Origin of the sequence: Flavobacterium saccharophilum (assembly GCF_900142735.1) — a bacterium.
GTDB classification, from domain to species: domain Bacteria; phylum Bacteroidota; class Bacteroidia; order Flavobacteriales; family Flavobacteriaceae; genus Flavobacterium; species Flavobacterium saccharophilum.
The window spans coordinates 1,183,473-1,198,383 of sequence record NZ_FRBY01000001.1 but is presented as its reverse complement, the minus strand read 5'-3'; the positions used below and the strand labels follow the sequence as shown (position 1 = coordinate 1,198,383).

Below are 14,911 nucleotides of genomic sequence, written 5' to 3'. Positions count from 1 at the left end.
TTATGATTAAAGTCATAAAATGAAGATGTATTGTGCATGTACCTTTGTAGTATAAAAATCTCAATATCATGACACTATATCAAACAACATTCGAAAATTTCAATAAAAATTACATGGGTTCTGCAGCAATGGCTGTAATTGGCCAAAGCTGTTTAGGTGGCGCTGCTGCAATGTACATTCTTTCACACGGAACTTCTATTGGACAAATGATTCAGCTGGCTATTATTGTATTGGCTTGTGTTTTTGCTAATACTTCAATTTTAGCACAGATGAAACATAAAGTAGTTTTTAACCTTATTATTTTAAGCGCTGTATTAAGTGTTTTACTCATATTTCTGAATAGTTTTGTACTATGAAAAAGCAAATAGAAAATAGAACTGATGTCGAATTTTTAGTACATCAGTTCTATGCTAAAATAAGAACTGATAAAGAAATTGGTTTTTATTTTAATACCATGATTAAAGATTGGGATGCTCATCTCGATAAACTGACTGATTTTTGGGAAACCAATTTATTTGCAGTCAAAAAATACAAAGGCAATCCTAATGCCGTGCACAATGAGGTTGATGCTCGTTTTGATGGCAAAATCACTTCAAACGAATTCGGAATCTGGCTTAACTACTGGTTTCAGACTTTAGATGAACATTTTGAAGGCGAAAATGTGGAAACACTAAAGAGACGTGCCCGAAAAATGGGAACTTTTTTATTTGTGAGTATGTTTGAGCATCGAAAAAAAATCGGTGAAACTTCAACTGAAATTTAATTCTACTGATTACTGAGACTGTAACCTGCGACTAAATCTTACTTCTCAAAAGCATAAACCAAAGTAAATTTCCCTTCAAAATTATCAGATTTGATTTCCTCGTAATGCACATTGAAATCTTTAATCAGCTTATCAAAATGTAGACTGGCCTCCGTTTGTTCTTTATCCAAAGAAAAATCTCCAACTCTAATATGGTCTTTAAAGCTGATTCCTTTTTCGTTTCTGATTTTGAAGATCGCTTCTTTTGCACCCCAGATTACAGTAAGTTTTTTAATGTATTCTTCAGAAACATTCGGATTTAAATATTCGAATTCGGTATCAACAAATTTATCAGCGATTTTACGGATTTTTTCGCGCTGTAGTTCCATGTCAATTCCAACCGTTTCATGGCTAATGATAATGGCTGCAAAATGATAGGAATGTGTAATCGAAATATAATTATGACAATCGAAATAAGGTTTTCCGAATTCATCATAATGCAAGTCTTTATCTGTAAAACCCATTTCCTGAATCAGCATACGAACGCTTAAAAAAGCACGCTGATGCAATTGGGATTTCATTCCGTTTAACCTCAACTGTGTTTTTTCTTTCAAAACTACTTTGCTTAATAACTCCTCAAAAGATTCGGTTATTTCCCAAATTAAAAGTTTGGTCGTTTCGTTACACTGTATGGTTTTAAATAAAGGCATTACTTGTTTAATTGTAAATTATAAATGATTAATTGTGAATTATTCTTTCTTTTGGAAACTAAACTTGTAATTTAATGTCTCGTCTTTTTAGCCCTGATGGGAACGGCATCCTTTTTCTGGCTTCTTTAGCCAGGAAAAGATATAGTGGACAGCAGGATTAGCTTCTAAAAAACATTAATCAACTAATCTTCTAAAGATTAAGAAATTAAACATTTCACAAATCTTATAGAAATAGTAAAAATTCCAAAGGTATTCCGTAAATTTGCAAAAATTTTACAATATACAAATATACACTATAAATGAGTACTACAACTACGCCTTATGTGGCTTTCAAAGTAAAAGACATTTCTCTAGCGGCTTGGGGAAGAAAAGAAATTGAACTAGCTGAAGCTGAAATGCCAGGTTTAATGGCACTTCGTGCTGAATACAAAGACGAACAACCACTAAAGGGTGCTCGTATCGCTGGATGTTTGCACATGACGATTCAAACTGCTGTTTTGATCGAAACTTTAATTGCTCTTGGTGCTGAAGTTACTTGGTCTTCTTGTAATATTTTCTCTACTCAGGATCAGGCTGCTGCTGCTATTGCTGCTGCCGGAATTCAGGTTTATGCTTGGAAAGGTCTTGATGAGCAATCATTTGACTGGTGTATTGAGCAAACTTTATTCTTTGGTGAAGACAGAAAACCATTGAACATGATTTTGGATGATGGTGGAGATTTAACTAACATGGTTATTGACCGTTTCCCAGAATTGGTTCCTGGAATCAAAGGTTTATCTGAAGAAACTACAACTGGAGTTCACAGACTTTACGAAAGAGTAAAAGCCGGAACTTTACCAATGCCTGCAATCAACATTAATGACTCTGTTACTAAATCTAAATTTGATAACAAATACGGTTGTAAAGAATCTGCTGTAGATGCTGTACGTCGTGCAACTGACTTAATGTTAGCTGGAAAAAGAGTAATCGTTTGTGGATACGGTGACGTTGGAAAAGGAACTGCTGCTTCTTTTAGAGGTGCTGGATCTATCGTAACAGTTACTGAAATTGACCCAATTTGTGCTTTACAAGCTGCAATGGACGGTTATGAAGTTAAAAAATTAAACACTGTAATTGCTAATGCTGATATCATCATTACAACTACAGGAAATAAAGATATCGTTCTTGGAGAGCACTTCGAGCAAATGAAAGATAAAACTGTTGTTTGTAACATCGGACACTTTGATAACGAAATTGATATGGCCTGGTTGAACAAAAACCACGGTGCATCTAAAATCGAAATCAAACCTCAGGTTGACAAATATACAATCGCTGGAAAAGATATCATCATCTTGGCCGAAGGTCGTTTAGTAAACCTTGGTTGTGCTACAGGTCACCCAAGTTTTGTAATGAGTAACTCCTTTACAAACCAAACTTTGGCACAAATCGAATTATGGAAAAATAGTGCTGCTTACAACAATGACGTTTACATGTTACCAAAACATTTAGATGAAAAAGTTGCTGCTTTACACTTAGCTAAATTAGGAGTTGAATTGGAAACTTTACGTGACGATCAGGCTGCTTATATTGGTGTTCCGGTTGAAGGTCCATTCAAACCAGAATACTACAGATACTAAATTGATTTTAGATTAAAGATTTCTGATTTTAGATTTCTTTAATACCTATTTCAAACCCGACAGGTTTTTTAAACCTGTCGGGTTTTTTGTTTTTATACTCTACTAAAAAAACATTTCTCTCAAAAGATTGCACGTTTACAAATATCTGCTTACTTTTAATAATCAAAATAAGATTCTATTTCTCAAATACTTAAACAGTACAAACTTGAAAAAAACTACTTATTTAATCGTCTTCTTATTTTTACTAAGTCTCCCACAAATTATTTTTTCTCAGGAAAAGAAACCGAAAGTTGTATTAGTATTAAGTGGCGGCGGAGCAAAAGGAGTTGCACATATTCCGCTTTTGCAAAAACTCGATTCCTTACACATTGTTCCCGATCTTATTGTTGGAAACAGTATGGGAAGCATTATTGGAGGTTTGTATGCCATGGGATATTCCGGAGATAGTATCGATAAACTAACCAAAAGTATCCATTGGGATAAAGTACTTGGGGGCGGTCAATCTCTAAGAATGGTAAGCGTTGAAGAAAAACGAGAATTTCAAAGATATTTAGTTGGTATAGGTGTTAAAGATGGAAAACTTAATAGCATTGGTTCTCTTTTAAATGATCAAAATCTAAGAGAATACCTTTCTGAATTAACCTTTCCTGTATATAATGTTAGAGATTTTGACAGTCTTCCAATTCCCTTTCGAGCTATGGCAACCGATTTGGTTGAGGGAAAAGAAGTTATTTTAAGCAAAGGTAGTTTAGCCTATGCAATGCGGGCCAGTATGTCTTTGCCTGCTGTTTTTAAACCAATGGCTTACGAAAAAACAGTATTAGTTGACGGAGGAGTTTTAAATAATTTCCCGACAGATGTTGCCAAACAAATGGGTGCTGATATTATTATTGGGAGCGATGTAGGAGGAGGAATGGAACCAATGGATAAGCTGAATAATCTGATGACTATTTTGATGCAGACCAGTATGTTTCCGAGTAATATTAAGAATCCTGCAAATCGCGATCTTTGTACAATATTGGTTGATCATTTGCCCAACTTACGTTTCTCCACGGCTGATTTTGCAGATAGTGACGAAATCTACAAAGACGGTAAAATAGCAACAAATCAAAATCTTCCGGCTTTAATTGCCTTATCAGAAAAACTAAAAGCGTTTCCGCAACGAACGCACACGTTGCCTGAGATGCCAAAAGAATTTGTCCTGGACACAATTGTTTACAAAAATATAAGTCCTGAGAATATGCCTTTGGTCCTCGGAAGAGCAAACCTTAAAACACATGTAAAATACACCACCAAAGATTTAATAGCTGGAATTAACAGAGCCATGGGTACTAATCTTTTTGATCAGATTACATATAGCTATTTCATAAAAGATAAAGACAAATTAGGAATCACATTATTTGGATTTGAACGCGCCGAAAATCAACTCAACACTTCAATACATTATGACACTTACAGAGGTGTTGGAATAATTTTTAATTACACAGGCCGAAATGTTCTCGCCGATGCCTCCCGTCTTCTTGTAACAATAGATATTGCTGAACAGCCAAAAGCGAGAATCAATTATCAGAAGAATTTTGGGCAATACAGAGAATGGTGGTGGGTATCTGAAGCTTATGGCGCCTTGCTGCGACAAGAAATTTACATAAATGGAAAAGCGTCAGACAACATACTTTATAATGCTTTTGAACTCAATAATGAGGTGAACAAAAATTTAAATTCACTGAAAAGTTATGTAGGTTTTGGTTTAAATTATAGCTACTCTAATCTAAAACCAAAATATGACCGGGAATACAATCCAAACTCCGTCAACATAACCAACTACCACTCTAATAATATTGAATTCAACATGCATTATTCCTATAATGATATGGACAAAGTATTTTTTGCTACAAGCGGAACCATTATAAAAGCAAATGCAGCAAGATCATTTCTTAGTGATGTAGACACCTCTTTTTCTGACGCTGATTTGACAAGTATTTCAGGTTCAACAAATGGCTACACAAAATTGGGTTTTAGTTTTGAAAAGAGAGCACTCTTAAAAAAGAAAATTACAGGAATTGTAGGATTTGATTCTTATTTTATTTTTCAGGACAAACTTAAAGACGATCAAATTCCGTTTTCAGGTTTTGGTTATGCCGCAAAATATTTTTTAGGCGGCATTATTCCGAGCTCTGGCAGCAATCGTTTTTCATTTCCGGGCCTGCATGAAGACGAACTCAATGTTACACAGTACATGGGACTTAAACTCGGTTCTCAAATAAATTTAACCGGAAAAATTTATCTCACTCCACACTTTAATATTGCTAGTGTAGGTTTTGACACTTTTGATGAATATATCGGCCATGTATTTAGCCCAAAAGGAAAGTGGGATGAAAATGATACCCCTAGTCTTGTACTTTCAGGAGGAACAGCGATTTCTTATCAGTCCATTCTAGGCCCAATTCATTTTGACGCTTCCTGGATGAACAACATTAATAAAGTGAGACTATTTTTCAGCGTTGGACTGTCACTCAATCCATAATTAAAACCATTTTCTATTTTAATTAGATTTAAAAAACTATTGGGTTTTGTTTTTAATTTTAAGGCAGGAAACTTAAATTTAATCAGATAATAAACACAATTATTGATTTTAAGGTTTACTTTTGAAATTAAAATCCCCAATACCTAAATCAAATTATGAGAGCACGCCTAGTCTTAATACTACTTATCCTTTTACCCTTTTTTTCAGTAGCGCAATCCAGTATGCAAAGACAAATGCAGGCTAGCAATGCCATGTTCAGACAGCAAAATCAAATGTTTATGCAACAGCAGCAGCAACAGCGCGATATGGCACGTAATCTTAATAATATTCAAACAGCAGAAGAAAAGCTGGCTAATGAAGAAAGAAAACTAAAGAAATTACAAACCAAATCAACAGAAAAAGAAGCCGATTTAAAGGCTAATCTACAAGAATTAGCCAGTCTTGAAAGCAAAGCAAATAACAATACAGATATTAAAAAAGAGATTGAAAAATCTAAAAAGAGAGTTCAAAAATCTGAAGAAAAAGTAGCAAAATCAGAATCTGAATTAGAAAAAAGTTCAAATAAAATTCAAGATTTGCAAAACAAAATTCAGGCTGCAAAAATCCAAAAAGAAGAACTTATCAAAAAACACGAAGAAGAAAAAAGAGTTAAAGAAGAAGAAAAGGCAAAAAAAGAAAAAGAAAAACAGGAAAGAAAAAAATAGTCTTACTACTGATTACAATTTCACAACAATAAAAATATGATTGAAAAAATTTCATGTGAAAAACATGGCTCAAAAGATATGTCTTTTACCTGCATACATATTGCCATGGCTATTGACAATAAAGCAAAAGTTGGTTTTTTCTATTCCGAAGCCGAAGAAGACCTTCCGCAGATTGCCTGGTGTGGAGAATGTGAACAATGGCTTCTTGATAATGGCGAAGAATGGACAGATGTTTTTCAGGCCAACGCCGATTTTAAAATGTTATGCTCTGCTTGTTTTGACGAAGCAAAAAATAAGGAACCTGAAATTCATCTGCGATAAGTAAATTTTCATGAGAAAAAATATCATCTTTTTTATGTTCCTGCTTTTAAGTTGTTCTGTACTGGCTCAAAGTAATGATACCTGGATTTCATTTTGGGACAAAGACACAACCCACCTGGGATTTAAAGATCAAAACGGAAAAATTAAAATAACGCCAAAGTTTACTAGATTAACTTCTGCTCATAAATTTAACGCTATCATAGCTGTAAGCGAAGATGTAAATGATAGCTGGAAAAGTTATTACTTAACCAAATCCGGAAAAATTGTTGGACTTGACAGCTTGTATATTTTTGATAACGGACCAGATTGCGAAAATGAAGGTTTCATTCGTTTCAGAGACCCTAAAACAGATAAAATGGGCATGTTCAACAGCGAAGGAAAAATTGTAATTCCAGCAGCATACAGCAATTTAACAAAAGCCAGAAACGGACTGATTGTCGCGTTAAGAGGTGCTATCAAGAAAAAGTTTGACGACGAACATTACGGCTGGACTGGGGGAAAAGAATTTCTTATTGATACTAACAATAAAGTCTTAGTAGAAAACTTTGAATATGAAAACGATTATGATCTGAACTTTTATTCTTTAGAAAAATCAAAAGAGCGAAGCAAAGATCCTGCAAGAGAAAGTTTTCACGGAATTAACGGTCAGTATTATTCCTTTATTAATTATGATAAAGAATTTAAATTTTGGCTCAAAAACACTTTGCTTTCAGACCTATCCAAAGAGAATTTACTAAAGCATTCTTTTGAGCAAATTACCTATTGGAAAAATCCAAACGGATGGATAAACGAACCAAAAACTACATTTATCGATCAGAATTACACTCTTTTAAAATTAAAATTACAAGAACTAAATTCTGAAAAAACAGATTATTTTATTTCAACTGATGGTTTAAATCAATTTATATTTGAAGCAAAAGAATATGAGAATTATTTTAACAATTGTAATGAATCCAAAGAGTGGCAATATCCAGTTGAAAACATAGTAATAACGTCAAAAGACGGTGAGGATTTTGGTCAGGATCATTTCGAATTTTTAAGAACCGAAAATGGTTTTAAATTAATAAGTATTTCTATGTCAAAAGATAGTCTTAAATAATTCTTTTAGATCTCACTCAAAAACAAAGCTTAACTTTGTAAAAACGTGAAATATGAAAAACTTCTTCTTTCTAGGAATTGCCATACTATTCGAAATCATTGCTACTTCTGCCTTAAAAAAATCGGAGCAGTTTACACAATTAATTCCCAGCATTATTACAATTATAGGCTATCTGGCTGCGTTTTACTTTTTAAGTTTTGCCATGAGAACTATTCCGGTTGGAATTGCCTACGCCATTTGGTCCGGCGTCGGAATTGTTTTGATTACTATTATTGGTGCGGTTTTCTTTAAGCAAATTCCAGATTTACCAGCCATTATTGGATTGGCTTTAATTATGATTGGTGTTGTAGTCATCAATGTTTTTTCTAAAACAACGGTACATTAATTTCTAATTTATTGAAAAAATAGTTTCAAGTTTCAGGTTTCAAGTTAATACAAAACGTTAAACTTGAAACCTGAAACAAAAACAAAGCAAGTTTCGGATTTTATGACTGTCAAACCCTGTCGATATTTGCATTATAAAATTGAAAGAAATGAACACACAGGAAAACATCAATTATAACCGAATTGCCGATGCGATTGATTATATCAAAGCCAATTTTAAAGCGCAGCCTAATCTTGATGAGGTTGCCGAAAAAGTGCATTTAAGTCCGTTTCATTTTCAGCGTTTGTTTACGGAATGGGCTGGCACAAGTCCGAAGAAGTTTTTGCAATATATCAGTGTAGAACATGCTAAAAAAATTCTGAAAGAAGACAATCAGGCAACTTTGTTTGATGCCGCTTTTGATACCGGACTTTCCGGAACGAGCCGTTTACACGATTTATTCGTAAACATCGAAGGTATGACGCCAGCCGAATATAAAAACGGCGGGAAAAATTTAGAAATCAATTTCAGTTTTGCCGAAAGTCCGTTTGGGAATATAATTGTGGCTTCGACCCAAAAAGGGGTTTGTTTTATGGCTTTTGCTGAAAGCGAAGAAATCGGTTTTCACGATTTAAAACATAAATTTCCGAACGCCACATTCTCCCGAAAACTAGATTTAGTACAACAAAATGCCTTGTTTATTTTCCAAAATGACTGGAGTAAATTATCTGAAATCAAACTGCATTTAAAAGGCACCGATTTTCAATTGAAAGTTTGGGAAACGTTACTTAAAATTCCAATGGGACAATTGTCTACTTATGGTTCTATTGCACATCAAATCGAGAAACCAAATGCTTCACGAGCTGTAGGTACAGCCATTGGAAGCAATCCTGTAGCATTTTTAATTCCCTGTCATCGCGTGATTCAATCGTCTGGAACCTTTGGCGGTTATATGTGGGGAAATACTCGAAAAACAGCTATAATTGGCTGGGAAGGCGCACAACTAAATTCAGATCTCTAAACTTAATTCCATGCAAAATATACAATCCAAAATTGCTTCTCAAAATTGGGACAGCATCACCGAATCTATGCACGAAAATGGATTTGCCATCATTCCAAATTTACTTACTATCGAAGAATGCGAAGATTTAAAATTCGATTATGATAATCCAAATTTATATCGAAAAACAGTTGTTATGGAGCGATACCGTTTTGGTTTAGGTGAATACAAATACTTTAATTATCCACTTCCGGATTTAATTCAAAGCATTCGTTCAGCCATTTATCCAAAACTGGCGCCAATTGCAAATGCGTGGATGAAAGTATTAAACATCAATACTATTTTTCCGGAAACACATGAAAAATTGCTCGAACAATGCCACACTAATAATCAACTAAAAGCAACGGTTTTAATTTTAAAATATGGTAAAAGCGGTTTTAATACTTTGCATCAGGATTTATACGGAGCTATTTATTTTCCTATTCAAATCGTAGTTTTCCTAAACGAACCCGATGAAGATTTTACGGGAGGTGAATTTGTCTTAACACAACAAACGCCGAGAGCGCAATCGAAGGCAATTGTTTTGAAACCTAAAAAAGGTGACGTACTGGTTTTTACAACTAATTTCAGGCCCGTAAAAGGAACAAAAGGATATTATCGTGTGAATATGAAACATGGTGTGAGCGAGATTCATTCGGGTGAACGTTATACTTTGGGGATTATTTTTCATGATGCACTATCTTAATAATTTTAATCTCGCAAAGTCGCAGAGTCGCAAAGAATTAAAAAATTCATCGTATCGTTTTAAGTTTTAAAACAATTTGAATAGTGTACAAATACTTACTAATTCTTTAATAGAAACTTTGCGCCTCTGCGACTTTGCGCGATTAATTTTAGCGACCAGATTTTAAATGATTTAATCTGTGGCAAAACCAATCTTTGACGAGACGCACTGCTGTGCGCCTCTACTATAAAAAATGTGGTGAAAATGTGATGAAAAATTCGGGTAAAAAAATTAAAAAGATTATGATTCATCACGATAAAATTCCGGACTCTGATCTTCGAAATAAAATTAAAAATGCGGAAATTTGCTTCGGTGGAAACCGAAAACTAAAAATATACGGAACCTTAAAATGTGCTTCCGGAAAAAGAATGAAACGCGAAAACCGGGTTTTCTTTTTATCTGAAAATGAAGCGAAACAAAATGGTTTCAGGCCTTGCGGACATTGCATGAAAACCGAATATCAAAACTGGAAAAATGGACTTATTTAATCCGCATACAGACAAAAATACAAACCTGCTTCCGAAAGAAGGAACGGTGAATTATTACGGAAAATTATTTTCTCGGGAAGATTCAAATCATTATTTAGAGGTTCTTTTGAATACAATTGAATGGAAAAATGATGAAGCGATTATCTTCGGAAAATTAATTTTAACCAAACGAAAAGTAGCCTGGTATGGCGATTCCGGTTTTGAGTATACATACTCGAATACCACCAAAAAAGCACTTCCGTGGACGAAGGAATTATTAGAATTAAAAGCCATTATTGAAGATAAAACCGGAGAAACTTTCAATTCTTGTCTCCTAAATTTATATCATTCCGGTGAGGAAGGAATGGCCTGGCACAGTGACGCCGAAAAAGATTTAAAGAAAAATGGCGCAATTGGTTCTGTCAGTTTTGGAGCGGAACGTAAGTTTAGTTTCAAACACAAAGAAACCAAAGAAGTTGTTTCCTTAATTCTGGAGCACGGCAGTTTATTAGTAATGAAAGATGAAACACAAACACATTGGCTTCATCGTTTGCCGCCAACAAAAACAACATCAAAACCAAGAGTAAATTTGACTTTTAGAACGATTGTCAGATAGAAATTATTTCTTTTTTGAAATTACATTTTCATAAGATCGTATCAAAGCGTCTTCAAACATTTCGGGTCTTACTTCTGAAAGTTCAACTATCGTCCAGCCTTGTTTTCCCCATTTATTTGGAATTGGATAAAAAATCTTTTGACTAGAAGCACAAAAAACAGATTGATCGATTTCATTTAATTTTAAAACAGCTCTGTTGTTCTTTTCATCAAAAGTGGCAAAGATTTTCTTATTGACACGAAAAGAAGTTTTCTCGAAATGGGGTTCTTCTGTTGCATTCGGAAATGACATCGCTAATTTTCTAAATGTTTCAATTGATATCATAGTATAATCGTTTAACAGACCTAACAGGTTTTAAAAACCTGTTAGGTCTCAATTACCAACCTTGATTTAATCCATTTTTCAGAACTTCATCATATTTTTCTTTATCAAAAGTATACAAATTTGGTGCTTTGTGTGCAACGTTACTTTTCTTTTCGTCCAATTTTGTAAGGATTCCAATATTGGTTATTTTTCGAAGAAAATTTCTTCTGTCCAGTTTTTTATCCAATATCGTTTCATATAATTTTTGAAGTTCTGGAATAGTAAATTTCTCTGGCAATAAGTTGTATCCAACGGGCATTAAGTTCAATTCCATTCTCAAAGTATCTAAAGCTTTATCGAGAATTTCTTTGTGATCTAAAATCAATTCCGGCACTTCTTTATGATCAATCCATTCAATCACTTCGTCTTTATTGGCCGGTTTAGGAATGGTTTTTAAAAAGTCAACCAAGGCATAATAACCAATCGTCACAAAACGACGCATTAGCCATTTCCCTTTTTCTTCTTCAATTTTTAAATACTCCAATATCTTTTTATCAAAATGCTGATCGTTTCGTTTTACTTTTCCGAAAGTTGCAAATTGTCTTAAAAAGATACCCTCTACACCAGTTCTTTCATTTAAAACGGTAACAGCCGCCACATCAATATCCTGATCTACCGGAATAAATCCACCGGGTAAAGACCACATTTCACGATTCGGAATTTTAATCAAAAGAACCTTAAGCTGATTATCATGAAAGCCAAAAATCACACAGTCGATCGACAGTCCGGGCTGATAATTTTCATTATTTTCTATAATGTCTTTTAGCATTCGTTTTTCAATTAAATACCACTTTCTCAGTGTCAAATTATCTTGCAATGTAATTCATTTTTATAAAACGAAAACATTTTTGCTCTAATTCAAAAGAATTAGTACAGAAATAAAGCCCTAATAAAGAAGTGTATGGATCACAATTTTAACTTAAAATTAAAATGCAATATAAAAAAAATAAGTACATTGCGTCATAATAACACATTAATAAAAGCATTTGTTATTACTGAAACACAAAAGTAAGAATAATTCTATTTTTAGTTTCGTCACAAATAAGAAAGTTAATGCAAGAGATATGAATACCAATCCGTTAAAAAATATCAATGAAAAAATTAGAACCAAAATCTGGACCTCATTCGGATTTGTTTCTAAAACGTATCTTTTAGAAGAATCAATTAAATACAGTCAGCAACAGGAAAAGATTTTCAACCAAATGATTGTTGAAACTGAAGCGAAAGACAAAAAGGCAAAACGCGAAGCTTTTGATAAAGCATTATACGCATCTTATAAAGGAATTGGCGCTATGGATTTTATAAATACCGTTTTGAAATAATTCAAAACCTTTATAAAATCCATAACGCCAATTTTTAATTGACTTCTATTTATTGTACTAATTCAAAGTCAGATCTTAGTTTAATATCTGCTGATGAAGCTCCAATCATCACTTCGAAATCTCCTGGTTCAGCAACCCATTCTAATTTATTATTGTAGATAGAAAGTTTCTCTTTGTCAATTGTAAATTCAATTGTTTTAGATTCTCCTGCATTTAATTTTACTTTTTGGAAATCTTTCAATTCTAAAACTGGTCTTACAACAGATCCGAATTTATCTTTCAAATACAACTGCACTACTTCTTCTCCGGCAACTTTTCCAACATTTGATAATTGAAAAGAAACTTTAATCGTTTCGTTGCTTTTAATTTTTGTTGAAGATAATTTCAAGCCTAAATAATCAAATTTTGTATAGCTCAAACCATATCCAAAAGGAAATTTAGGAGAATTTTTTAAATCGATATAAGCTGAAACATAATTTTTTGAATCCTCGTCTTTAGCTGGTCTTCCTGTGCTGAAATGATTGTAATAAATGGGCACCTGACCTACTTCTCTTGGAAAAGTCATAGGCAATTTCCCAGATGGATTATAATCTCCAAATAAAACATTGGCGATTGCAGTTCCTGCTTCAGTTCCTAACCACCAGGTATAAACGATTGCCGGCACATTATCTGCAGTCCAGTTAAAAATAAGAGGTCTTCCTGCATTTACCAAAACCACAACTGGTTTTCCTGTTGCCTGAATCGCTTTTACTAAATCTTCCTGAACACCTGGCAAATGAAGGTCACTTCTGCTTTTTGCTTCACCGCTCATATCACGTCTTTCACCAATGCTCAAAATAACAACATCAGCTTGTTTTGCAGTTGCAACCGCTTCGGCAAAACCATCTTTATTGTCTCCGTCAACTTCACAACCTTTTGCGTATAATAATTTAGTGTTTTTACCCACTTTATTTTGTAAACCATCCCATTGCGAAACGACCCATTTATCATAATTTACTTCAGGTAATTCAACAGACCAAAATCCCATATTGGCTTTGTACTCTTTTACCATTGGTCCAATGAAAGCAATTGTTTTTACGCTTTTAGAAAGTGGTAAAGTTTGGTTTTCATTCTTCAATAAAACGATACTTTTCTCCGCTACTTCAAGTGCCGCCTTTCTGTTTTCAGGATTGCTAAGTGCTTTTTCAGCTCTTTTATCGTCTGAATATCGGTAAGGGTCTTCAAATAAACCTAATTCGAATTTCTTACGAAGAATGCGTTTCACCGCATCATCAACCAAATCAACAGAAACTCTTCCTTCTTTAATCAATTCTGCCAGATTATAACGGTAAGCATTACTTTCCATATCCATATCACTTCCAGCAGTAATTGCTGAATAAGCGGCTTCTTTAAGATCTTTTGAATAACCGTGCGCCACCATTTCTCCAATCGAGCCCCAATCAGAAACTACAAAACCCTGAAAGTTCCATTTTCCTTTTAAGATGTCACGTTGCAAATGAGCATTTCCAGTTGCAGGAACTCCATTTAAATCATTAAATGAATTCATAAACGTTGCTGCTCCAGCATCTAAAGCCGCTTTAAACGGAGGTAAATACGTTTCAAACAACATTCTTTCGCTCATATCAACAGAGTTGTAATCTCTTCCGCCAACAGCAGCGCCATAAGCCGCGAAGTGTTTTACGCAGGCCATAACTGAGTTTAAATCGCCTAGTTTATTTCCCTGAAAACCTTTTACTCTTGCGTATGCAATTTTAGATCCCAGATAAGTATCTTCTCCGGCACCTTCCATAACTCTTCCCCATCTTGGGTCACGCCCAATATCTACCATTGGAGCAAATGTCCAGTGAATACCGCTTGCAGCAGCTTCTGTAGCCGCAACTCTTGCAGCCAGTTCGATTGCTGCTAAATCCCAGCTTGCAGCTTCTGCTAACGGAATTGGGAATGTTGTTTTGTAACCGTGAATAACGTCTTGTCCAAACAGCAACGGAATTTTAAGACGGGACTGCATCGCCAATTCCTGATATTGTCTGGTATATTTTGTTCCGATGATGTTTAACATCGAACCCACTAAACCTGCCTTAATTTCGGCTTGTTTGTTTGGATTAATTGTGATTGGCCCTGTTGCTGAATTATCTCCTGTGTACTGATTAAGCTGTCCAATTTTTTCCTCAATCGTCATTTTTTTCAAGAGATCATTTACTTTCTGATCAATTGTTTGTTGTTGAGCGGCCGCAAAAAGGGACACCATCAACAAAGTAAAAGTGGTTATTTTCTTCATG

17 protein-coding genes are annotated in these 14,911 nt (G+C 34.3%); 13 read left to right on the top strand and 4 right to left on the bottom strand.

All coding sequences use genetic code 11. The annotated features are described in order from the left end of the window. Positions 1-68: 68 nt before the first annotated feature. Positions 69-356 carry a hypothetical protein gene (locus tag BUA98_RS05005; RefSeq protein ID WP_072970482.1) on the top strand — a complete coding sequence of 96 codons (288 nt, stop codon included), beginning with the start codon at positions 69-71 and terminating at the stop codon, positions 354-356. Next, a complete protein-coding gene (locus BUA98_RS05000; protein ID WP_072970481.1) occupies positions 353-763 on the top strand; it encodes a group III truncated hemoglobin in 411 nt (136 codons plus the stop codon). Before BUA98_RS05005 ends, BUA98_RS05000 begins: the two co-directional genes overlap by 4 nt. Before the next feature lie 38 nt (positions 764-801). On the opposite strand, the gene BUA98_RS04995 is transcribed toward BUA98_RS05000, so the two are convergent. Then, positions 802-1,452 (bottom strand): 4'-phosphopantetheinyl transferase family protein, encoded by a 651-nt coding sequence (locus tag BUA98_RS04995; RefSeq protein WP_072970480.1) that lies wholly within the window; start codon positions 1,450-1,452, stop codon positions 802-804. 299 nt (positions 1,453-1,751) lie between these two features. On the opposite strand from BUA98_RS04995, the gene ahcY reads away from it, so the two are divergent. From ahcY to BUA98_RS04945, 10 genes are all read left to right on the top strand, one after another. Next, positions 1,752-3,068 (top strand): adenosylhomocysteinase, encoded by a 1,317-nt coding sequence (gene ahcY, locus BUA98_RS04990; RefSeq protein ID WP_072970479.1) that lies wholly within the window; start codon positions 1,752-1,754, stop codon positions 3,066-3,068. Between the two features lie 205 nt (positions 3,069-3,273). Next, positions 3,274-5,592: a patatin-like phospholipase family protein gene (locus tag BUA98_RS04985; protein ID WP_072970478.1), complete on the top strand. Its 2,319-nt coding sequence runs from the start codon at positions 3,274-3,276 to the stop codon at positions 5,590-5,592. Positions 5,593-5,870: 278 nt separating this feature from the next. Then, on the top strand, positions 5,871-6,296 hold the full coding sequence (locus BUA98_RS04980; protein WP_139256991.1) for a hypothetical protein: 426 nt from the start codon (positions 5,871-5,873) through the stop codon (positions 6,294-6,296). Positions 6,297-6,374: 78 nt separating this feature from the next. Continuing rightward, complete coding sequence (locus BUA98_RS04975; RefSeq protein ID WP_244279168.1) at positions 6,375-6,617, top strand: hypothetical protein; 243 nt, start codon at positions 6,375-6,377, stop codon at positions 6,615-6,617. A gap of 10 nt (positions 6,618-6,627) precedes the next feature. Continuing rightward, a complete protein-coding gene (locus tag BUA98_RS04970; RefSeq protein WP_086065154.1) occupies positions 6,628-7,716 on the top strand; it encodes a WG repeat-containing protein in 1,089 nt (362 codons plus the stop codon). Between the two features lie 52 nt (positions 7,717-7,768). Next, positions 7,769-8,101, top strand: coding sequence for a DMT family transporter (locus BUA98_RS04965; protein WP_072970474.1), 333 nt, complete (start codon positions 7,769-7,771; stop codon positions 8,099-8,101). Positions 8,102-8,249: 148 nt separating this feature from the next. After that, positions 8,250-9,101 (top strand): methylated-DNA--[protein]-cysteine S-methyltransferase, encoded by an 852-nt coding sequence (locus tag BUA98_RS04960; protein ID WP_072970473.1) that lies wholly within the window; start codon positions 8,250-8,252, stop codon positions 9,099-9,101. A 10-nt stretch (positions 9,102-9,111) separates the two neighbouring features. Further along, on the top strand, positions 9,112-9,825 hold the full coding sequence (locus tag BUA98_RS04955) for a 2OG-Fe(II) oxygenase (protein WP_072970472.1): 714 nt from the start codon (positions 9,112-9,114) through the stop codon (positions 9,823-9,825). A gap of 281 nt (positions 9,826-10,106) precedes the next feature. Next, positions 10,107-10,352 (top strand): Ada metal-binding domain-containing protein, encoded by a 246-nt coding sequence (locus tag BUA98_RS04950; RefSeq protein WP_072970616.1) that lies wholly within the window; start codon positions 10,107-10,109, stop codon positions 10,350-10,352. Continuing rightward, on the top strand, positions 10,339-10,947 hold the full coding sequence (locus BUA98_RS04945) for an alpha-ketoglutarate-dependent dioxygenase AlkB family protein (protein ID WP_072970471.1): 609 nt from the start codon (positions 10,339-10,341) through the stop codon (positions 10,945-10,947). The genes BUA98_RS04950 and BUA98_RS04945 overlap by 14 nt, the downstream gene beginning before the upstream one ends. Positions 10,948-10,950: 3 nt before the next feature. On the opposite strand, the gene BUA98_RS04940 is transcribed toward BUA98_RS04945, so the two are convergent. Together BUA98_RS04940 and BUA98_RS04935 are read right to left on the bottom strand one after the other, a co-directional pair. Next, positions 10,951-11,271, bottom strand: coding sequence for an MmcQ/YjbR family DNA-binding protein (locus tag BUA98_RS04940; protein ID WP_072970470.1), 321 nt, complete (start codon positions 11,269-11,271; stop codon positions 10,951-10,953). Between the two features lie 52 nt (positions 11,272-11,323). Continuing rightward, positions 11,324-12,079 carry an NUDIX hydrolase gene (locus BUA98_RS04935; RefSeq protein ID WP_072970615.1) on the bottom strand — a complete coding sequence of 252 codons (756 nt, stop codon included), beginning with the start codon at positions 12,077-12,079 and terminating at the stop codon, positions 11,324-11,326. A gap of 295 nt (positions 12,080-12,374) precedes the next feature. Here BUA98_RS04935 and BUA98_RS04930 point away from each other — a divergent pair, with 295 nt between their 5' ends. Continuing rightward, positions 12,375-12,632 (top strand): hypothetical protein, encoded by a 258-nt coding sequence (locus BUA98_RS04930; RefSeq protein ID WP_072970469.1) that lies wholly within the window; start codon positions 12,375-12,377, stop codon positions 12,630-12,632. A 49-nt stretch (positions 12,633-12,681) separates the two neighbouring features. On the opposite strand, the gene BUA98_RS04925 is transcribed toward BUA98_RS04930, so the two are convergent. After that, a complete protein-coding gene (locus BUA98_RS04925; protein ID WP_072970614.1) occupies positions 12,682-14,910 on the bottom strand; it encodes a glycoside hydrolase family 3 N-terminal domain-containing protein in 2,229 nt (742 codons plus the stop codon). Position 14,911: the final 1 nt, after the last annotated feature.

Coding starts and splice junctions, on each gene's coding strand:
- BUA98_RS05000 (WP_072970481.1), top strand. CDS start 353: ATGAAAAAGCAAATAGAAAATAGAACTGATGTCGAATTTTTAGTACAT.
- BUA98_RS04935 (WP_072970615.1), bottom strand. CDS start 12,079: ATGCTAAAAGACATTATAGAAAATAATGAAAATTATCAGCCCGGACTG.
- BUA98_RS04945 (WP_072970471.1), top strand. CDS start 10,339: ATGGACTTATTTAATCCGCATACAGACAAAAATACAAACCTGCTTCCG.
- ahcY (WP_072970479.1), top strand. CDS start 1,752: ATGAGTACTACAACTACGCCTTATGTGGCTTTCAAAGTAAAAGACATT.
- BUA98_RS04950 (WP_072970616.1), top strand. CDS start 10,107: ATGATTCATCACGATAAAATTCCGGACTCTGATCTTCGAAATAAAATT.
- BUA98_RS04960 (WP_072970473.1), top strand. CDS start 8,250: ATGAACACACAGGAAAACATCAATTATAACCGAATTGCCGATGCGATT.
- BUA98_RS04970 (WP_086065154.1), top strand. CDS start 6,628: ATGAGAAAAAATATCATCTTTTTTATGTTCCTGCTTTTAAGTTGTTCT.
- BUA98_RS04925 (WP_072970614.1), bottom strand. CDS start 14,910: ATGAAGAAAATAACCACTTTTACTTTGTTGATGGTGTCCCTTTTTGCG.
- BUA98_RS04965 (WP_072970474.1), top strand. CDS start 7,769: ATGAAAAACTTCTTCTTTCTAGGAATTGCCATACTATTCGAAATCATT.
- BUA98_RS05005 (WP_072970482.1), top strand. CDS start 69: ATGACACTATATCAAACAACATTCGAAAATTTCAATAAAAATTACATG.
- BUA98_RS04955 (WP_072970472.1), top strand. CDS start 9,112: ATGCAAAATATACAATCCAAAATTGCTTCTCAAAATTGGGACAGCATC.
- BUA98_RS04940 (WP_072970470.1), bottom strand. CDS start 11,271: ATGATATCAATTGAAACATTTAGAAAATTAGCGATGTCATTTCCGAAT.
- BUA98_RS04980 (WP_139256991.1), top strand. CDS start 5,871: ATGCAACAGCAGCAGCAACAGCGCGATATGGCACGTAATCTTAATAAT.
- BUA98_RS04930 (WP_072970469.1), top strand. CDS start 12,375: ATGAATACCAATCCGTTAAAAAATATCAATGAAAAAATTAGAACCAAA.
- BUA98_RS04995 (WP_072970480.1), bottom strand. CDS start 1,452: ATGCCTTTATTTAAAACCATACAGTGTAACGAAACGACCAAACTTTTA.
- BUA98_RS04975 (WP_244279168.1), top strand. CDS start 6,375: ATGTCTTTTACCTGCATACATATTGCCATGGCTATTGACAATAAAGCA.